Source organism: Microcoleus sp. B7-D4 (assembly GCF_036705125.1).
In the GTDB taxonomy this organism is placed as follows: domain Bacteria; phylum Cyanobacteriota; class Cyanobacteriia; order Cyanobacteriales; family Microcoleaceae; genus Microcoleus.
In genome coordinates, this window is record NZ_JAUBTT010000006.1 from 39,029 (window position 1) to 59,277 (window position 20,249).

Here is a 20,249-nt window from a genome sequence, read left to right on the forward strand (position 1 = left end):
TCTAATTTGCCATGTATTTCGTAGGTTAACCTAACATCAGAAATACTATTTTCCAGAAAACAATCCCATCGTTATTGAAGGAGCATTCATGACCCCTGAAGAAACCCAGCGTTTAGAATCAAGTATCCAAAAGACTTTATCCACTCACACTAAAAGCGACAAAAGTTTTCTGTGGATGGCTTATTGGGTCATCTTCGATCGTGAAGCAGACCCGGATGGGCTAGAAGCTTGGTTAAACGATATCAAGGGTGGTTTGAGTCGAGCTGATGTCATCAAAAAAATGGTTGAGTCAGAGGAATTTCAAAGACGCCTTCCAGGTGGAGGAGAGGGAAACCAAACTCTTCATAGACTTCACAGTGGCAGAATGAAAATGGTGAAAACACTACTTCCACCGGCTAAAGTTGTTTTAGATTTGGGAGGTTATTCGGCCTCTGATCAAAAAGGTGCTTTATTGCAACTAGGCTATTCTAATCTACCGGAAAAGCTCTATATATTAGACTTTCATCCTGACCAAATGATGTTTCCCGGGCCGGAGTGGCCAAAACACATTAACCACCAAGGTTGTGAAATTGAATATGTCTATGGCAGTATGAATGATTTAGATTCATTTGAGGAAAACTTTTTTGACTTGATTTGGTCTGGAGAATCTATAGAACACATAACCCCTGAAGAGGCTGAAGCAGTTTTCGATCGAGCATACAAATTATTAAAGCCAGGTGGGAAGCTAGCACTAGATACCCCAAATAGGCGAGCCACCAAGCTACAATGCCCTGATACATATATCCATCCCGAACACAAAATAGAGTATTATTGGGAAGATTTATGCAAACTCTTAGAGAAACATAACTTCAAAATCATTGAAACCAAGGGAATTATCGATTTATCAACAGCCATTGAAAAATCTAGCATGGAACATTTTAACCATGAATTTATGAACAGTCAACTCATAAATGATAATCCCGATAAATCCTATTGTTTCTACATTTGCTGTATGCGAGCAGAAGATTGTTAGGGTTGTTGATACAGAAAATTCCAGGTTTATGAAGTACAGTGCAGATCCGATCTATCCCGGTAGGGACACGGGGAGCAGCCGTGTCTCAAGCTGCACTTCATCAACCTGGGATACGCTGTAAGTGTAGCCCTATTTTGTCTGAACCGTATTGCGTTAAAACCTTGAGCGCTCTAATTCTCTTTGAGCTTCCAAAGCCGCTTGTTTCCAAGCTTGAGCTTGGGATTCATACCAGCTTTTTTCTTCTATTGTCCTGGTAATATATTCCAGGCGATGTCTAATTTTTTGACCGATAACCTCTGGACTCAATAAAGACCTAATCTCCTTAGCTCCTCTCACTCCTACTTGCTGTGCTTGCGGATAATTTTGAAAGACATACTGCATCAGCTCCACTGTATGCTCGATATCCGGCTCAGCCCAGATACTACCTTGTGGGTAAAGTCCATAAGCTTCAGTCGTTGCCACTAGATGGTACTTGACCAAAAAACTATTGCCGACATTCATAAAATCGGTATTGGATGAATAAGCCGTAGCTATGACTGGCTTGCCGTAATACATTGCCTCTGCCATAGTCAAGCCAAAACCCTCAGCCCGATGTAGCGATACATAGCAGTTACAATTATCTACTAACCCATGAACCTCTTCCTTGCTCAAATGCCCTTCGATAAGTTGAATAGATGGCCAGTCTTCTGTCATTGCCTTTAGTTGATCGTACTGATTTTGATAATAAGGATGAGGTCTAACCTTAATAATCAGTAAAACATCTTCATTAGACTTCCCAAAAGCTTTTTTAAACGCCTCAATGGTAGCAAAAGGATTTTTTCGCTCAAAACCGCTACCCATATCGAACATGAACAGAAAAATAAATTTTTCTTTGGGTAATCCTAAAGCTTCTCGGCCCAATTCGTTGGGCGGTAAATAAATGCTAGGTGGTAATTTGACAACGGGAAGAGGCGAGACATCGGAAATCGTCTCAGCAGTGTAATTACTGTAAGTCCACACCTCATCAAATCGATTAAAAGCTCCCATGAAAAAATCAGGAAATACCGGAAGTTCCCAAATCCAAAAACCAATATTATAGCGATCCTTAAAATATTCAGGATCGATACAATTCAACAAGGACTCGTGCGGGTTGGTATGGACGATATTAATGGGATAAGAATGATCGCTGGAAAAATTGGTGTATGTAGAATCTAAGTTGCGTTGTGAATCTTCTTTCAGATCCTTGATTGTAAAAGGAATGTTAGCTGCTTCTATCGCTCTGATAGTCCCTCGCACACCCCCGCCCAAACCAAACTCGCCACTCACATGACCGATAATATTAACTCCCAACTTAAAATTTGTGTTATTGAACATGATTGAACTCCTAATAACAAATATCTACAGTAAATTAAACTTTTTAAGTCTTAGTAAGCCTGTGGTGTTGCGCTAGTTCAGATTGAACTTGCTGTGTTGTCTGCCGCCAAACTTGGGTTTGGGACTGGGCAAAAGCCGTCTCTTGCTGCATCTGATGGATGCGAGTTGACCAGTTTGTAGATTGGTTCATCCTGTTTTTAATGATTTCCAATCGATTTTTGATTTTCGTGCCTAGAAGTTGAGGACTCAGTAAAGACTTGATTTCTTGAGCTGCTCTTGCTCCTACTTGCTGGGCTTCTTGGGGATTGTCAACAACATACTGCATTAATGATGCTGCATGATCTATATGGGGATCGGCCCAGTAATTGCCTTTAAAGTAAGGCCCATAATCTTCTGCCAGCGTCACTATGTCATATTTTACTGGAAAACTATTGCCGACATTCATAAATTCCATATTCGATGAGTAGCCAGTCGCGATTACGGGTTTGCCGTAGTACATCGCTTCCGCCATTGTCAAACCAAAACCTTCGGCCCGGTGCAGGGAAACATAGCAGTCGCAATTGGCAACTAAAGCATGAAGTTCTTCTCTCTTTAAATGCCCATCTATAAAGTGAACTGGCCAGCCCTCAGCTTGCGCTTTGAGTTGGTCTCGCTCTTTGGGGAAAAAGCTGCCATTAGAAAACTTGAGTACCAGTAATACATCTTCATTAGATTGAGCAAAAGCTCGCTTAAATGCCTCCAAAGTAGCAAAGGGATTTTTGCGGCCTATGGTACTGTGGAAGTCAAACATGAACAAAAAAATAAATTTGTCTTGGGGTAATCCTAATGCTTCTCTCTCAAAGGACGGTTCGGGAAATTCAAGGCTGGACATCATCTTAATCACAGGGACGGGGGATACGGGCGCGATAGCTTCAGCGCAGTAATTGCTATAAGTCCATATCTCGTCAAATAAAGAAAAAGCGTACAGCCATCCTGGGGGAAATATGGGCAGTTCCCAAGCCCAGAAGCCAATATTGTATCGACCTTTAAAGCATTCGCGATCAACCATGTTGAAAACAACGGGTTCTGGTAGAGTGTGAATCAGGTTAATGGGATAGGGATTTTGCTCGGAAAAACTTGTGTAGCTGTTATCTAAATTTCTATGCCAATCTACCTTAATATCCTTGAGTGCATAGGGAACGCCAGCAGCTTCGATCGCTCTGAGAGTGGCCCTCGAACCTTCTCCCAGACCATATTCACCGCTCAGGTGTCCGATAAAATTGATGCCGAAATTAGAATCTATTGTTTGATTTAACATGGTTCATCTTTTACTTAAGAAATATCTAGAATAAAGGCTTGAGAATTCAGGGCTATTTTCGTTGAAATTAAGAGTATTTTGCTAACTCTTTCTGTACTTGTAATGCTGTCTGCCTCCAAGCTTGGGCTTGACGAGCCAATAGATCTCTTTCTGTCTGAAGTTCATGGAACCGATTTGACAACTGGGTATGATTTAGATGTCCCCTGATAAATTCAAGGCGATTTTTTATTTTTATACCTACAGCTTGAGGATTTAATAAAGACCTGATTTCCTTGGCTGCTATTTTTCCTGTTTTCTGAGCTTCCTGATAATTCTCAAATACAAACTGCATGAGAGACGCAGCATGATCGATATCTGGTTCCGCCCAGACACTGCCTTTGGGGTAAGCTCCATAATCTTCAGTTGTTGTCACCAGTTCGTATTTAACCGGAAAACTATTGCCAACATTCATAAATTCCATATTAGATGAATAGGCGGTGGCTATTACTGGCTTGCCGTAGTACATCGCTTCCGACATTGTTAAACCGAATCCTTCAGCCCGATGCAGAGACACATAACAGTCACAACTATTAACCAAGCCGTGAATCTCTTCTTTTTTCAAATGTCCGTCTATAAACTGAAGAGATGACCAACCCTCAGCTAAATCAATTAGTTCCTGCCGCCGTTGCGGAAAAAGATGAGCATTGGCAAACTTGAGAACGAGTAAAACATCTGGATTAGATTTACCAAAAGCTCGTTTAAATGCCTCAACGGTGGCAAAGGGATTTTTCCGTTCAAAGGAACTGCCAAAGTCAAACATGAAAAGAAAAATAAACTTATCTTTGGGTAAGTTTAGGTTTTCTCTTGTTAATAGAGGTTGCGGAAAGGCGAGGCTAACAGGAATTTTGAGTACAGGAACTTGGGACACAGCCGCAAATGCTTCTGCACAAAAATTACTGGTAGTCCAGATTTCATCAAATAAATCAAATGCCCACTGCCATTCACTAGGAAATACTGGCAATTCCCATAACCACACACCTATATTGTATTTGCCTTTGAAATATTCAGAACCAATGCCGGGAAAGTATCCGGCTAAAATCTGCTCAACCCAATTAGGGTTGGTTTGGATTATATTGATTGGATATGGATTGTCGTCGGAAAATTTTTTGTAGCTGGTATCGGAGTTGGGTAACCAATCTATTTTCAGATCCTTAACCGCAAAGGGAATTCTGGCTGCTTCTAGGGCTCGGAGATTTCCTCTAGCGGCTTCTGCTAGCCCAAAATCACCGGTTATATGACCGGCTAAATTTACACCCAAAGAATTATTTAGTTGATGATTTAACATTGGTCTTGGTTTTGGCTGAGTAGAAATGTCTGAATATGAGTGAAAAACGATTTAATCTATGAAGCCTTTTTAATGAGCAACCCCAAGGATGTTGTGACATATTGTTCCAAATGAAGCTTTAAATGTATCCCCGACCAGGGCGGTACGTCTATGTGACGATCGAACGGCCCACTTCCGGTGTTGTAGTTGAGGACTATTTCGTGTCCTTGGCTTGTCAACTCTGCTGCGAGTCTGTCGATGTCCTGCCGTCGAAACAGTACAGTCTGTTGGTGGTCGATCGTCGCGTCATTAGAAAAAACATTGAATTCGGTGGTGTGTACTGCTATTCCCCCCGGACGCAGACACTTCAGGCTGTTTTTGACGAATTGCAGCCCCAGTTCGATCGAGCCGACGTGCTCGAAAGCGCAAGACGAATAGACAAAATCGAAGCCGACCAAATCAGGATCTATCTTGTTCATATCTGCCACGCGGTAACTCACCTTGGATGCGAAGCGTTCGGGGGGGCAGATGCCGCGCGCGATCGTTAAGTGCCTCTAGCGTGGCTGCATATTGACCGGTACCTGCCCATCCCTGCTTAGTGGCTTCCTCTGAATCTAGGTCTGTGGCCACCACTTCGCTGCCTCGCGCAGCCATTACAGCTACTAACGGTTCCTGGCCGACACCAAAACCTAGTCCGCGCCTGCCTGGTGACATCATGCCCGCCTCAGACAGACACTGGAGAATATAGGCGTACTCCCACAGTTTTCGATGAAATATTGGCTCGTGCGGCAGACGAGTTTCCTCACACCAATAGTAGAAGGCATCCGATCGACACTGGGCCTCGGTGGCCATTTGCGAGACTGGATTGGTTAAGTTTGGCTCGTCATTGACAATCAATGGCTGATGCTTAATGGTAGTTTTCTCAATACTGAAACCCGAGTTTGTAATCATAGCTTCCTTGCAATCTCTTACTAATGGATGGTTAGCGCAGTTTTGCCATTAATGCTACGACGCATCAATTCTTTCCATTCTGCTGAGTTAACTAAGGTATTGGTATCGAGGATATCTCCTTTTTCTGATGAAAAGCAAGCAAAATTTTCTAACCAGTTCAAAACTGTTTCTGTTGTTGAAAAAGGCGTGCACTTCAAGGATTCTTTAAGAAAGTTAGCCATCCCCGCCCTATCACCTTTGCAATAAGCGTACCACCCCTCCCACAATAAGTCTTTGTACTGCATCTGACTTTTGACCTCAGTTTCTCTAACCCTAGCTTGCGAAAACTTTAATCTTTCCAATTCACTCTGAGTCGCGTGCAGTTGTAACTGGGATTGTTCCAATTCACTCTGAGTCTCGTGCAGTTGTAACTGGGATTGTTCCAATTCACTCTGAGTCTGATGGAGTTGTAACTGGGATTGTTCCAATTCCCTCTGAGTCTGGTGCTGGATTGCTTGGGATTGTTCCAATTCGCTCTGAGTTTGATGCTGGATTGCTTGGGATTGTTCCAATTCACTCTGAGTTTGATGGAGTTGTAACTGGGATTGTTCCAATTCACTCTGAGTCTGATGCAGTTGTAACTGGGATTGTTCTAATTCACTCTGAGTCTGATGCAGTTGTAACTGGGATTGTTCCAATTCGCTCTGAGTCTGATGCTGGATTGCTTGGGATTGTTCCAATTCGCTCTGAGTCTGCTGCTGGATTGCTTGGGATTGTTCCAATTCGCTCTGAGTCTGATGCAGTTGTAACTGGAATTGTTCCAATTCACTCTGAGTCTGGTGCTGGATTGCTTGGGATTGTTCCAATTCACTCTGAGTCTGGTGGAGTTGTAACTGGGATTGTTCCAATTCACTCTGAGTCTGGTGCTGGATTGCTTGCGATTGTTCCAATTCACTCTGAGTCTGGTGCTGGATTGCTTGCGATTGTTCTAATTCACTCTGAGTCTGATGGAGTTGTAACTGGGATTGTTCTAATTCACTCTGAGTCTGATGGAGTTGTAACTGGGATTGTTCTAATCCACTCTGAGTCTGCTGCTGGATTGCTTGGGATTGTTCCAATTCGCTCTGACTCAGTTGCAATTGCAACTGAAATTCTGCCAATTCACTTTGAGTTTGCTGTAGGAGAGCCTTGTTTTGCTGGAATTCTGCCCGCGTCTCATAGGGCATATTGTATAACAGAGGACTCGGCTCGACATTTAATTTCAAGTGAAAGTCACTTGAAAGCTTGGAAAGCTCGATAACGGCGATCGCATTTGCTTGAGAAAAAGGCGAGCCGTATTCCACATAACTCAGTTCAAGAGCATCTAACTCTTCCCAAAGCACGTTAAAACCACGGTCAGTTGTTTCTCGGTCTATTAGCTTTAAACAATTAACTGAGACAGCCTCTTGAGGAATTCCATATTTTTTCCCTAACAGATATAAATACTCTTTACTAAACTGAATATACCATTCCCCGTCTATAAGTTTTCCAAAAGGAACGGTAATCAAGGCTTTGCCATCAGGAGCAAGTAGGTCGTATATCTTAGCAATTGCTTTTAAGGGACCTTCACGATCGCGGTTTTCTTCCTGCTCTCCATATCCACCCGAAGGATCTCCTTTTTGTCCAATGTGTTCGACTGTAGAAAGTGAGACAATCGCGTCGTATTTGTCTTCGGACGGCAGGTTCATTAAGTCTTCATTATCTACCCCTACTTCTACTTCAAATTTATCTACAATTCGTCTTGATGTTATACCAAGCGTTTCACTCAAATGATTTTCATAATGAGAGAGTACATTTCCAACTTCAAGTATGCTTGCTGGTTTTTGGAGAGCGGCCAAAAAGTTAAAAGCAATAGGTATCTCTACAGCTCTTTCGGTAGGGTTGTTAAATTTTATCCGGTTGTAATAAAGTTTTGTTTTATTAAAAGAAAACGTTCTTTTCCATTCTTGCATTGTGGATTCTCCGGTCTTTTCTACATTAAATTTAGTCGGATTTGAGAGTTTTGTGAATTGACGCAATTGATACTGCTACCGATTCCCTTCGACTCATCGGCAAGTCAACCGGATTTTCGCATAAATGATCCCCAAGCGCAGCTTATATTACCCGCATTTCCGTTAGTCTGTTAGGACTGGCTTGCGTCGCTATATGTTCCGTCAGGTTTAATCTCTCATCAAGCAATGTCCCCGCAATTTGTGGTAAGGAATGATTTTCACCTGTTGCACTTACCCAGCCCTCTGGCTGTTTGTGCTGCAACATCAAATACATCGCCTCTCAATAGTCCGGGATTCCACCACAGTTTACACTAAGGTCAGGTCATTAAGATTACATCTTGTCAAAGGTACACAACTTAGTGTAACCTGAAGTTGCTCATCAGCTTAGCACGATTGACAGTAACTCAAGATGGAAGCCAAAAAAACTGCCGTTGATTATTTGGACGAGGGCGATCGATTTCTAGAGGAAGGGAATATGGAGGAGGCGATCGCCGCCTACCACCGTGCCATTGAGCTAAATCCTGACCACTCTTGGTCACACCACAATTTAGGGGAAGCTCTAGCAAAACTTGGTCAATTTGAGGAAGCGATCGCAGCTTATCGGCACGCGATAGAACTCAACCCGGATTTTTCTTGGTCTTATCATCACTTGGGGGATGCTTTAGATCGACAGCAACAGTGGGAGGAAGCGGTTGTTGCTTTCCGCAGGGCCATTGAACTCAATGCCGAACATTTCGGGACTTACTGTGGCTTAGGGCAGAGTTTGGTGAAGTTGGGTCAGTTGGATGAGGCGATCGCTGCTTACCGCCGTGCCAGTGAACTTGAACCAAATGCAGATTGGATTCAGTATAGACTGGGGGAACTGCTACAACAGCGAACTCAGTTGGATTTGGAAGGGGCGATCGCTTCTTATCGCCGAGCGATTGAGCTAAATCCCGATGAAGGATCTTACTATAACTTAGCAGAAGCACTAGCAGCCCAAGGAAACACAAACGAGGCAAGCCTCTGTTACTACAAGGCTTTTAAGCTAAATCCCCATAATATGCAAGCTAATCAAAAACGCCCTCGGATTTATGATTGTTTTACTTTTTTTAATGAAATAGATCTTCTTAAAATTAGAATAGAGGAATTAAAGGATGTTGTCGATAAGTTTATTTTAGTAGAAGCCACTAAAACCTTTAGTGGCAATCCTAAGCCTCTATATTACCAAGATTTTATTCATGAATTTGCTGAATATCAGGACAAAATTATTCATTATGTTGTCGATGATATGCCAGAAGTGATCGATGGCGACAGGTGGCCTCTGGAAATTCACCAGAGGGATTGTATCATTCGACCTTTGAGAGTTATACATTGTGACGATGAAGATATTATATTGATAAGTGATTTAGATGAAATCCCGAAAAAAGAAAAAATAGGAGATGCTATCGAGCTGCTTTCAAATCATAAGTTTGTCATCTTTACCCATGATATGTATCATTATCACTTAGATGATTTTAAGAGTAATTGGTGGTGTGGTACAGTAGCGTGTAAATACAAAGATTTTAAAATTAGAACTGCAACCCAAGTTAGGAGGTCGGACGAAGGTTTTTGGAGTCCAAATTGGAAAGCAGCAGATATTAGAAAGGAAGGATTTCAACACCCTTACATTGAGAAGGGGGGTTGGCATTTAACTTATTTTGGAGGCACCAAAACAAGAAGGTACAAAGTGCAGAGTTTTGCTCATGCAGAGGGAGATAATTCTAAAGAAAAAGGAATTCCTTTGATAAATTATGATGTAGCAAGACCGACCAATGATGAAGAGTCTCTGGGTAAATACTATTACGATGTCAGAGATGTTGAAGGTAAAGATATACCAGATTATCTAAAAAATAATATCCGTCAATATAGACACTTTTTAAAGCCAAAAATGACGCAAATGGCGCTGGCTCATGCAGATTTGCATTTAGAATTAGCATTATATATATATAAACAAAATTTGGATATAGCCGTTAATCTGTGGTGTAGGGCAATGCAATTAAATCCCGAAATAGGGAAAAAAAGAAGCTTTTTATCGGAATTACCACCTGTAGATTATTTTAAAATTTCTCCACAACAACTGTGTAATCGCTCGGGGCAACTGATTCAAAATAAGGATGGCTATCAGTTGGTGAGTTGTTCAGAAGAAGGTCAATTAGTTTCTTTCGGTCCTTATATTAATGTGCCTGACGGGATTTATCGAGTCAAGATAGATGTTGAAATGGATACCAGAGAGGTGAAAGAAACACATAATCATCAGATTTTTGGCTTTAAATTTGATATAGTCACCGATCATGGTAACAGCGTAGCTTGGGACGAGAAGGTAGATATCCAAGATACTCAGATTGAATTTTATTTGGAACTAACGAATGCCCAAGAATTACAAGTGAGATTTTATTCTATGGGCAATAACTTTGCAATTAATTCTATCGAATTAGCGTTGCTTTATCGGCTACAACCAAATCAATCAATTAATTCGGACCAAGATTCCGGTAACAAACGAGACATGAATATTCAAGCTTACTTTGAATATATAAGGCAGAAAAATTTAGAGGAGTTCTTAGCTGAAAAAAAACACCATTCAGGAGAAGAAATATCAAAACCTTTTGAAGATTGTTTAGAGTTAGGAAAAAAAATAACTGAACAAGGATATTGGGAAGGGTCGATTAAAAATTACCGTCAGGCTTGTCAATTAAATCCTGAGTATTTTGGTTCTTATGTGGAATTAGGAAAAAGTTTAGAAAAATTGGATCAGCTAGATGAGGCGATCGCGACTTATCGCCGTGCCAGTGAGCTTGAGCCAGAGGCGGATTGGATTCAATATAAACTGGGGGAAGTGCTGCAACAGCGAACTCAATTGGATTGGGAAGGGGCGATCGCTTCTTATCGTCGAGCTATTGAGCTAAATCCAGATGCGGTGCAAGCCTATTGCAATCTACTGACAATTGAACCAGATAATTGGGAACTTTGGTGGCGCTTAGGCAAGGCATTCGTAAAACTAGAGGAATGGGAAAAAGCGATCGCTGCTTGTCAGAGAGCGATCGAGCTTAACCCAAAAGAAGCATTAATTCACTATGAATTAGGGGAAGTTCTTGAAAAACAGGATCATCAGGAAGAAGCTATCTTCTCATACCGCAAAGCTATGGAACTCGATCCATCTTTGATGTCAAATGATAACTCTCTGGGAAAACTCTTGGCTAAGTTGCTTCAGATGAAGCAATTCCCACCCCAGGAAAAATTATTTTTGCAAACAACAAATCACCTCACAGATGCAGCTTTTGTGCAAGAATCTTTCTGTACTTATCTGAAACGCTCTCTACAGGATGAAGGAATTGCAGAATTTCTGGAAGTTACCCGATCGCTGACACGGCAGCAAATACTTGCGAACATCTGCTGTTCCCAGGAATTTCAGTTGAGGTGGGGCTTTTGTTTATCCACAGCAATGTCACTATCTTTTGAGGAATTGCACTGGCATACAGGAAGCTTTTTTGCAAAACAAGGGCTTTGGGAAGAGGCGAGCGCAGCCTACCACAAAGCAATTATCCTCAAACCAGAAATCGCGATCGCTTACAGCCGTTTGATAGAAGATAGGGGCACGCAAAATGAAATAGATGAGCAATCCGCTTTAAGGTCGAGTTTTTTTAAGTCAATACTAACCAATCCAGATTCGTCAGAAATATACACTTGTCTAGGAAAATTTTTAGCAATCAGAGCTAGGTTTGGGGAAGCCATAGAAATGTATCAAAAAGCAATTTTGTTACAACCTGACTCTTCAAAACAGGGAGAAGTTTACTCAGAAATAGGACAAGCACTTTTATCTAGTCATCAGCTAGATAACGCTCTTGATTATTTTCAAAAATCACTTCAAACTAATCTTGTAAAAAAAGAAATATATAGCGCAATCGCACATATATATTCTCAAACTAATAATGTAGATTTAGCCATTAGTTTTTTTCATAAAGCTCTCGTTCTAGATCCAAAAAACTCAGATTACTATATCCATCTTGGTCATTCTTATTGCCAAATAAATAATTTAGAGTTAGCAATTAGCTGTTACAAAAGTGCTATAAAAAATCCCCCGGTACACCATCATGCCTATATGTCCTTGGTCAATTGCCTCATAGCACAAGGCAAGCCAGAAGACGCAAACTTTATTCTCAAAGAGTTAATTAGCTTAAATATCCCCTTACCTTACACAGAGAAGCTAGAAATAGCCCAGCTTATGCAAAAAGTGGGTTTGTCAGAAGAAGCAGATACCTATCTCCAAAAACGGCAAATTCATCCACCTATTCAAGACATAATTAACTCAGTAAAAGACTGGGCTGTTACTTCAAGTATACAAGTTAGTAACTATATAGAAATACACCCACCTCACATAGTAGAGTTTCCTAATCCACCGAGAACTATACATGAAGATTTAGATCCTAGAGTAGTTCTTCCCAATCAATTTGAATCTCCAAAAACCTTTGTTGTCATAGTGCCGCAGGGACGGTATTCTGCCTGGGATACTACTACAGCAGCTATTACTTCAGATAACAAGCTACTGAATGAACTTACTACGGACTTCCAAGATCCTCACAACATACCTGCTTACCATATTGAAGGTACAGTAGCTGCTTTATCAGCGAATACAGCAGGTAAGAGTTATTACCATTGGCTGTATGATATGCTACCTAGATTTGGACTGCTAGAGCTGAGTGATATAGATATAGACAGCATCGATAAATTTTTAGTCAGTGGGTATTTTTTGAACGCTCACAAAGAAACTCTGGAAGTTTTAGGCATTCCCTCCCATAAAATTATAGACTCTCTGACTTATCCTCATATCAAAGCAGATAGGTTAGTTGTTCCATCCTATGCAGGAATAGTCAACTATCCAACTAAATGGATAGTTGATTTTCTGAGGAAAAAAATTTTACCCCGGGCTGATAATTCCAAATCCGAGCATCCAGAGCGAATACATTTGAGTCGGGGCAGTGCTATGTACCGCAAAATAATTAATGAGAATGAAATGCTAGGTGTTTTGCAGGAGTACGGGTTTACGACTATAGATCCTGCTACCATGTCTATAGTTGAACTAGCTCCGCTGATGGCTAATGCTAAAGTTGTAATAGGTTATGGAGGCGGAAATGCTAACTTATTTTTATGCAGCCCTGGAACTAAAGTAATAGAACTTTTCTCCCCTTATTTCATAGGTCCTAATTACAGAATGATCAGTCATCATCTTGGTCTAGACTACTACTATTTGATAGGAGCAGAAGGTATTGTCTGCCCTTACTTGCGCCAAGTGATTTATCCCGGAGATGGTTATGTAGATAATCTGATCGAGATCGATTCCCTAAAGCACTTGTTCACCCTGGCTGGAGTCGAGCAGAGGAGGAGAGAACTCTGAGGTAAAAAATTAACTTAGGATTTTATGCTCGGTTACTGATGAATGAGGAAGAATTGAATGGCTAGGATTCTAATCGGAGGCTCAGGTGGGGCTCCATCTAACAACTTTATCCGCTCATTACGCGAATCTTCTCGTAATGACTATCTGCTCGGTATGTCTTGCATTCCTTCAGATTTATTCTTAGCAGATACCGAAGAAAAGTATCTGGTTCCTTATGCAGTAGCTCCTGAATATCCACAAGCAATACTGAGTTTATTACAGAAGACTAAACCAAACTTCTTACACCTGCAAAATGATTTTGAGGTGCAAGCTATCTCTCGCCTCCGAGAACAAGTTCAAGCACTGGGAGTCAAGCTTTTTCTGCCTACCTCAGATACTGTGGAAAACTGTATAGATAAGTACAAATCCTACCAAATTTGGAGTCAAGCTGGGATTAAAGTGCCTGAAACTATCCTGCTCGATACTCCAGAAGACCTAAAATTGGCATTTGAAAAGTTTGGTCAGAAGGTTTGGGTGAGAGCCGTTACTGGAGGGGGGGGACGTTGGGCACTCCCAACCGATAACTTTGATTTTGGCAAGTTATGGATCGATCGTTTTCAAGGTTGGGGTGAATGTACAGCAGCAGCGTGCCTAACCTCCCAGAGCATCACTTGGCTATCCATTTGGTACGAGGGAGAACTGGTAGTAGCACAAACCAGGCGACGGAGAAGTTGGAACTTTGGCAACCGTACACTTTCTGGAGTCACTGGAATTACAGGGGTTGCGGAAACCTGTTCCGATACGATTGTAGACCAAGTGGCTCAAGATTCTATCTTAGCAATTGACCCGAAGCCACACGGAATATTTGGGGTAGACATGACCTACGACCAACAAGGGTTGCCTAATCCTACGGAGATTAATATTGGTCGATTCTTTACCACCCATTACTTTTTTACTAAAGCTGGCTTAAATATGCCAGAAATCTACTCTAATATTGCTCTAGAGGAAAAATTCCCAACTCTTGATCGTAAAATTAATCCACTACCAAATGGCTTGGTGTGGATCAGGGGTATGGATGTGGAACCTGTGATGACAACTGTTGAAGAAATGGAAAAAATGGAGCAATGCCAGCTTTGAATTTATTGGATGGAAAGACAGTTTTAGTGACTGGTGCTACTGGGTTCATTGGCACTCATCTAGTGCGTCGTCTGTCCCAGAATCCGGCTATTCATCTAGTGCTTCTCACCAGAAAACCTTTGACCCAAAGTCAATATGGCATAACTTCGGTAGCAGCAGCTCTCGACCAACTGACCCCAGAAACATGGCAAGCAGCAGGCATAGAAAAAATTGATGTGGTACTTCATCTGGGCGCATTTACTCCCAAAAGTAATGATGCCATTAATGCGGTGGAACAGGTGTACCGAGACAACCTTCAAGGAACCCGCAGCCTATTAGAAAGTCTCCCAACTCCGCCTCAACGGATTGTTTTCGCTAGTACCCTTGATGTGTATGCCCCACTACCTGATGGCGTAGCTTTGAGTGAATCCTCACCAGTTGAACCTGGTAGTTTGTATGGGGTCTCAAAGCTATTTTGCGAACTATTGATTCGCTCCTATGCTCGCCAGCGAGATTGCAGTTGCGCTATTTTGCGTTACGGTCATATATTCGGTCCTGGCGAAGGAGCTTATAAGAAGTTAATCCCGCAGACTATACAGCGATTGCTCCGAGATGAAGCTCCAATTTTGTATGGGGACGGGAGTGCAGAGCGGGATTTCTTGTATGTGGAAGATGCAGTTGAAGCAACTTTACGAGCTGCTACTTCCGAGATTCAGGAACTCGGCCCCGTCAACATAGTGCGGGGAGGATCAAGCTCAATCCGCAGTATCACTGAAACCCTCATCCAACTTACTGGTTTTTCAGGGAGTATTCAATATTTAGCGGATAAGCCAAACGGACAGTCTTGGCGTTTTGACAGTATAAAGATGCAGGAACTTCTAGGAAAATGGAAACTTATTTCCCTAGAACAGGGACTAAAAGAAGAAGTTAATTATTTTCGGAGTTATAGCCAATGAGCCATATTGATGAACAAACCAGAGTTGAACAAATATCAGATTGGTATTTACGGGAGCAGCTTGATTTTGACAAGCGGTTAATCGGCTTCCGCTACCAAAGTCTGAAACCTCACTTGCAAGGGCCAGAAGGATTAGAACTCGGACCAGCAGAAGGCGAAATGACCCAATTATTGTTACAAGACTTTGCCAGATTAACCTCAGTAGAAGGCTCCGGCGACCTGTTGGCAAATATTCCTGATGCTCCTAATTTGTTAAAGGTACACGCACTATTCGAGGATTTTGCTCCCGATAAGCAATTCAATACCATTGTTATGGAACATATACTGGAACATATAGAGGAACCCGTGGCTTTATTGCAACGCGCCAAACAGTGGCTAGCTCCCGGAGGAAAAATTCTCGCAGGCGTGCCAAACGGTAATTCTATTCATCGGCTTGTAGCTGTCAAAATGGGGCTGCTGAAACACCCTTGCGAACTCAATGAACGAGATCATGCCTTGGGGCATCGCCGAGTGTACACACCTGAAACATTTAGGCATGACTTAGAGGCGTCAGGTCTTTGTATTGCTGAAATGGGCGGTGTATTTTTCAAACCCGTTTCCAATCAGCAGATTCAGGACAACTGGAACGAAGAGATGATTCAAGGTTTTTATGAATTGGGTAAGGATTTTCCAGAGTATGCGGCGGAATTGTATGCTGTTTGTGAACGGCCATGATTCAATTCGTTATTCTCGACCTAGACGGCCCCATTTTGGAGGGAAAATTTCGACATTATGCCTGTTATAGTCAAATCTTGAGGGAACAAGGCTATACACCAATTAGTTTGGAAAGCTATTGGCAGATGAAGCGAGAGCAAGTGAATCGCAGAGGACAGTTAGCTGCCTCTGGAGCTGAATCAATTTATGAACCATTCTTACAGGCTTGGCTGGAATTAATTGAACAGCCACAATTTCTAGCATTAGATCGGCCACAACCCGGTATAATAGATAAATTACAACAATGGCGCAATTCGGGACTTCAATTAATTTTGGTCACTCTGCGACGCTACCCAGAACGGCTTCATGCTCAACTGGTTGAATTAGGGTTAGATACTCTTTTAGATTATGTATTGCCGTGCGATCATCAATTAGGAGCAAATGGCAAAGTGGCACAGGTTAAAAAAGCAATTCCCCAGGTATCTCCTGAAAATTCTATTTGGATTGGGGATACAGAGGTAGATGTTGAAGCTGCCCGATTACTGGGATGCCCCATCTGGGGAGTTACCTGCGGTCTTCGCACAGAATTATACTTAGCATCGCTATCTCCTGATTTTTTAAGTTCTGACTTAGTAAGTATTAATTTGAGGTGTATAGATGGGAATTGAGCAATGTCGCATCATTGAATTACCCAAAATTTCCGATCCTAGAGGAAACTTAACTTTTGTGGAGGCTAATAGACATATTCCCTTTGATATAAAGCGGGTTTACTATCTTTATGATGTTCCAGGGGGATCGGAACGAGCGGGTCACGGTCATAAGCAATTGCAACAGCTATTTATTGCTATGTCAGGGAGTTTTGACCTACTAATAGATGATGGGCATGAAAAAAAGAAGTATCACATGAACCGTTCTTATTACGGCTTATATGTTTGTCCTATGATCTGGCGAGATCTTGATAATTTCTCATCAGGAGCGGTTTGCATGGTTTTGGCCTCTGATTACTACGATGAGTCCGACTATTACCGTGAGTATCAAGATTTTATTGAAGCTGTAAATCAGAAGAAGTGAATATGACCTCACAACAAATAATAAATTTCATTACCCACTCAATTTAAATATTTAACTAAGGAGCGAAGATCGATGCTTGTTCCCTTTCTGGATCTAAAAGCACCCTATCTCGAACTAAAGGAAGAATTCGATACTGCTTACCAGCAAGTAATGAACTCTGGCTGGTATCTGCTCGGGCAAGAATTAGAAGCATTTGAAGTGGAGTTTGCTGCATATTGCGAAGCGAAATACTGTATAGGAGTTGGTAATGGTTTAGAAGCTTTACACTTAATCTTGAGAGCTCTCGATATTGGTCCGGGTGATGAAGTTATCGTACCCGCTCATACTTACATTGCTACCTGGCTGGCAGTTTCCTATACCGGAGCTACACCAGTTCCCGTCGAGCCTGACAAAAATACCTATAACATTGACCCAGCACTCATCGAAATTGCGATTACAGAACGCACCAAGGCAATTTTACCAGTGCATCTTTATGGCCAACCTGCGGACATGGATTCAATCAATCAAATCGCAGCACGATACGGGCTGAAAGTGATTGAAGATGCTGCTCAAGCTCACGGCGCGCGGTACAAAGGTCGGCGGGCTGGCAGTTTGGGAGATGCTGCGGGTTTTAGCTTCTATCCCGGAAAGAACTTGGGCGCTTTTGGAGATGGGGGTGCAGTTGTAACCAATAACCATCGGGTGGCAGAGCGAGTAAAAATGCTCCGCAACTATGGATCTAAGGTTAAGTACCACAACGAAGAAAAAGGATTCAACTCTCGGTTGGATGATGTGCAAGCAGCTTGGCTGCGAGTCAAATTAGCCAAGCTAGACGAATGGAATGAGCGGCGGCGGCTGATAGCTAGTTTTTATCTTGAAGCTCTTGACGGTTGCCCGGGTTTGACATTGCCTTATGTGCCAGAGTGGGCTGAACCTGTTTGGCATTTATTCGTTATCTGTCATCTCGATCGTACCGCATTACAAAAGCATTTTTCTAATGCAGGCATTGGCACTTTAATTCATTATCCAATTCCACCACACTTGCAGTCAGCTTATGCTGAACTAAATTGGCCATCCCGAAGTTTAATAGTCTCGGAAATGTTAGCCAAGGAGGTACTCAGTATTCCTATAGGGCCTCATTTATCAAAAGAGGGTGTTAATACAGTTATTTCACAGATGCATTCCTTCGTGAATTTATCTCACTAATCGAGTTTGGCGACCCGTTTCTCAAGGAACCATTGAACTCAGTGATAAACACCAAACAATCTCCCATTCTTACTTCCTCTCCCATTCCCACACCTTCCCAGGAGCCTCTCTATTATCGGACAGCTCATTCAAATACTTATATTCCCGGTAAGTATCCATCACGAAAAACAAACCGCCGTGTCGGTAAGCCATTAATTGCCCTTCTGCAGCCAAACGCTGTAGCGGCTCTTGCTCTAAAACGCACTCATCTTCCCCCAAATAATCAAAAATACGGCGGTTGAGTATCATGTATCCCGCACTTGCCCAGCCGTCTACTTGAGGTTTCTCGACAAACTCCCGCACGCTGCCGGAATTGTCTACATCTAAAATTCCGAAGCGAGAAATAGGACGCACTGTCATCACAGTTGCCAGCTTGCCGTGGGACTTCTGAAAATCAACCAGTTTGCTAATATCTACATCAGTAACTCCATCCCAGTATGTCACCATAAAGTTATCGCGATCATCGATGTATTTCTCCACCCGCTTCACCCGCCCCCCAGTAATGCTTTCCGAGCCAGTTTCCGCCAGCGTCACCTTAAAATCTTGCTCGCGATGATCCTCGTGATAAGTAATGCAATTCTGGCTGCCCAAGCAAATAGTAAAATCATTATTCATCGCTTCATAATTGAGGAAAGACTCCTTAATCATGTTGCCCCGATAACCCAAACACACAAGAAAATTATGAAATCCTTAATGGGCATAGGTCTTCATAATGTGCCCGAGAATCGGACGCCCGCCCACATCAACTAGGGGCTTAGGACGAAATTCTGTTTCTTCTCGGAGACGTGTCCCCAAACCGCCGGCTAATATAACTACTTGCATTGTTTCACATCTTGAAAAGGGTACACAACCGCTGATAATTCACAACAGGTATTTATTGCAAACAAAGAGCTATTTTTTCAGAAAAAATCCTCACACCTTACCAATTCTCGCTTCCACCATCATCCGCACCACATCGGGCATTTTATATTTTGCCTCCCATCCCAACTTTTGCTTCGCCTTACCCGGATTTCCCCTCCCAACTGCAATCTCCGTCGGTCTGTAGAGACTCGCATCCGTTACCAAATGTTCCTGCCAATCCAAACCCGCAGCAACAAACGCTGTCTGCACAAACTCCTCCAAAGGATAACTTGCACCCGTAGCAATTACATAATCGTCCGGTTCTTCCTGCTGCAACATCAAATACATCGCCTCCACATATTCCGGCGCCCAACCCCAGTCCCGCTGCACGGAAATATTTCCCAAATGCAGTTTTTCGGAACTGCCCGCAGCAATTCGGCAGACAACAGATACAATCTTTTGGGTAACAAACCTCTCGGGCCGCAGGGGCGACTCGTGATTGAACAGAATACCAGAACACGCAAACAAATTGTACGCTTCCCGATAATTCGCTACTTCCCAAAATGCCGTTGCTTTCGCTACCGCGTAAGGACTTCTGGGGCGAAAAGGCGTATTTTCATCCGCTGCACTGCCTCCAGTATCCCCAAAACATTCGCTAGAACTGGCATTGTAAAGTTTAATTTTGCCGCCTGTAAACCGAATTGCTTCTAAGAGATTCAATGTGCCTGTGGCAATGCTTTCGAGGGTTTCTACGGGTTGTTCAAAAGACAGACCGACGGAACTTTGACCTGCTAGATTGTACACTTCGTCGGGCTCTATTTTAGCAAGCACTTGCAAAACGCTGCGAAAATCGTTGAGAGACATGGATTCTAGTTTTACTCTGTCTCGGATGCCCAAACGGGCCAGGTTTCCGAAACTAGACATTTGGGCGTCCCTGGAGGTGCCACAAACTTCATAACCTCGCTCGAGCAACAGTTTAGCTAAATAAGCTCCGTCCTGACCTGATATACCGCTAATTAACGCTTTTTTCATATTA

At 42.4% G+C, this 20,249-nt stretch carries 16 protein-coding genes and 1 pseudogene; 8 read left to right on the forward strand and 9 right to left on the reverse strand.

The genetic code is table 11. The features are described 5' to 3' along the window. Positions 1 to 88 precede the first annotated feature (88 nt). Complete coding sequence (locus tag QUB12_RS03575; protein ID WP_333144861.1) at positions 89 to 1,012, forward strand: DUF4214 domain-containing protein; 924 nt, start codon at positions 89 to 91, stop codon at positions 1,010 to 1,012. Between the two features lie 153 nt (positions 1,013 to 1,165). Here QUB12_RS03575 and QUB12_RS03580 read toward each other — a convergent pair whose 3' ends face one another. The 7 genes from QUB12_RS03580 to QUB12_RS03610 all read right to left on the reverse strand — a co-directional run bounded on the left by QUB12_RS03580 (position 1,166) and on the right by QUB12_RS03610 (position 8,190). Further along, entirely contained in the window at positions 1,166 to 2,365 is a 1,200-nt protein-coding gene (locus tag QUB12_RS03580) for a glycosyltransferase (protein WP_333144860.1), read from the reverse strand. Between the two features lie 43 nt (positions 2,366 to 2,408). Continuing rightward, positions 2,409 to 3,662: a glycosyltransferase gene (locus QUB12_RS03585; protein WP_333144859.1), complete on the reverse strand. Its 1,254-nt coding sequence runs from the start codon at positions 3,660 to 3,662 to the stop codon at positions 2,409 to 2,411. A 67-nt stretch (positions 3,663 to 3,729) separates the two neighbouring features. Further along, positions 3,730 to 4,986, reverse strand: a complete 1,257-nt coding sequence (locus QUB12_RS03590; protein ID WP_333144858.1) for a glycosyltransferase — start codon at positions 4,984 to 4,986, stop codon at positions 3,730 to 3,732. 56 nt (positions 4,987 to 5,042) lie between these two features. Then, a complete protein-coding gene (locus QUB12_RS03595; RefSeq protein ID WP_333144857.1) occupies positions 5,043 to 5,444 on the reverse strand; it encodes a hypothetical protein in 402 nt (133 codons plus the stop codon). Continuing rightward, complete coding sequence (locus QUB12_RS03600) at positions 5,425 to 5,916, reverse strand: hypothetical protein (protein ID WP_333144856.1); 492 nt, start codon at positions 5,914 to 5,916, stop codon at positions 5,425 to 5,427. The genes QUB12_RS03595 and QUB12_RS03600 overlap by 20 nt, the downstream gene beginning before the upstream one ends. 20 nt (positions 5,917 to 5,936) lie before the next feature. After that, positions 5,937 to 7,886, reverse strand: a complete 1,950-nt coding sequence (locus QUB12_RS03605) for a hypothetical protein (RefSeq protein ID WP_333305499.1) — start codon at positions 7,884 to 7,886, stop codon at positions 5,937 to 5,939. 142 nt (positions 7,887 to 8,028) lie between these two features. Continuing rightward, a complete protein-coding gene (locus QUB12_RS03610; RefSeq protein ID WP_333144625.1) occupies positions 8,029 to 8,190 on the reverse strand; it encodes a hypothetical protein in 162 nt (53 codons plus the stop codon). Between the two features lie 144 nt (positions 8,191 to 8,334). On the opposite strand from QUB12_RS03610, the gene QUB12_RS03615 reads away from it, so the two are divergent. The 7 genes from QUB12_RS03615 to QUB12_RS03645 all read left to right on the forward strand — a co-directional run bounded on the left by QUB12_RS03615 (position 8,335) and on the right by QUB12_RS03645 (position 18,334). Then, positions 8,335 to 13,335, forward strand: a complete 5,001-nt coding sequence (locus QUB12_RS03615; protein WP_333144624.1) for a tetratricopeptide repeat protein — start codon at positions 8,335 to 8,337, stop codon at positions 13,333 to 13,335. A gap of 57 nt (positions 13,336 to 13,392) precedes the next feature. After that, on the forward strand, positions 13,393 to 14,451 hold the full coding sequence (locus tag QUB12_RS03620) for a hypothetical protein (protein WP_333144623.1): 1,059 nt from the start codon (positions 13,393 to 13,395) through the stop codon (positions 14,449 to 14,451). Continuing rightward, positions 14,439 to 15,386: an NAD(P)-dependent oxidoreductase gene (locus QUB12_RS03625; protein ID WP_333144622.1), complete on the forward strand. Its 948-nt coding sequence runs from the start codon at positions 14,439 to 14,441 to the stop codon at positions 15,384 to 15,386. The genes QUB12_RS03620 and QUB12_RS03625 overlap by 13 nt, the downstream gene beginning before the upstream one ends. Then, on the forward strand, positions 15,383 to 16,099 hold the full coding sequence (locus tag QUB12_RS03630; RefSeq protein WP_333144621.1) for a class I SAM-dependent methyltransferase: 717 nt from the start codon (positions 15,383 to 15,385) through the stop codon (positions 16,097 to 16,099). Before QUB12_RS03625 ends, QUB12_RS03630 begins: the two co-directional genes overlap by 4 nt. Further along, on the forward strand, positions 16,096 to 16,746 hold the full coding sequence (locus QUB12_RS03635; RefSeq protein ID WP_333144620.1) for an HAD hydrolase-like protein: 651 nt from the start codon (positions 16,096 to 16,098) through the stop codon (positions 16,744 to 16,746). Before QUB12_RS03630 ends, QUB12_RS03635 begins: the two co-directional genes overlap by 4 nt. Continuing rightward, positions 16,736 to 17,149 (forward strand): sugar 3,4-ketoisomerase, encoded by a 414-nt coding sequence (locus tag QUB12_RS03640; RefSeq protein WP_333144619.1) that lies wholly within the window; start codon positions 16,736 to 16,738, stop codon positions 17,147 to 17,149. The genes QUB12_RS03635 and QUB12_RS03640 overlap by 11 nt, the downstream gene beginning before the upstream one ends. A 72-nt stretch (positions 17,150 to 17,221) precedes the next feature. After that, positions 17,222 to 18,334: a DegT/DnrJ/EryC1/StrS family aminotransferase gene (locus QUB12_RS03645; RefSeq protein WP_333144618.1), complete on the forward strand. Its 1,113-nt coding sequence runs from the start codon at positions 17,222 to 17,224 to the stop codon at positions 18,332 to 18,334. 69 nt (positions 18,335 to 18,403) lie between these two features. On the opposite strand, the pseudogene QUB12_RS03650 reads toward QUB12_RS03645, so the two are convergent. Further along, a pseudogene (locus tag QUB12_RS03650) lies at positions 18,404 to 19,195 on the reverse strand (glucose-1-phosphate cytidylyltransferase). Positions 19,196 to 19,285: 90 nt separating this feature from the next. Next, positions 19,286 to 20,245, reverse strand: a complete 960-nt coding sequence (locus tag QUB12_RS03655; RefSeq protein WP_333144617.1) for a GDP-mannose 4,6-dehydratase — start codon at positions 20,243 to 20,245, stop codon at positions 19,286 to 19,288. Positions 20,246 to 20,249: the final 4 nt, after the last annotated feature.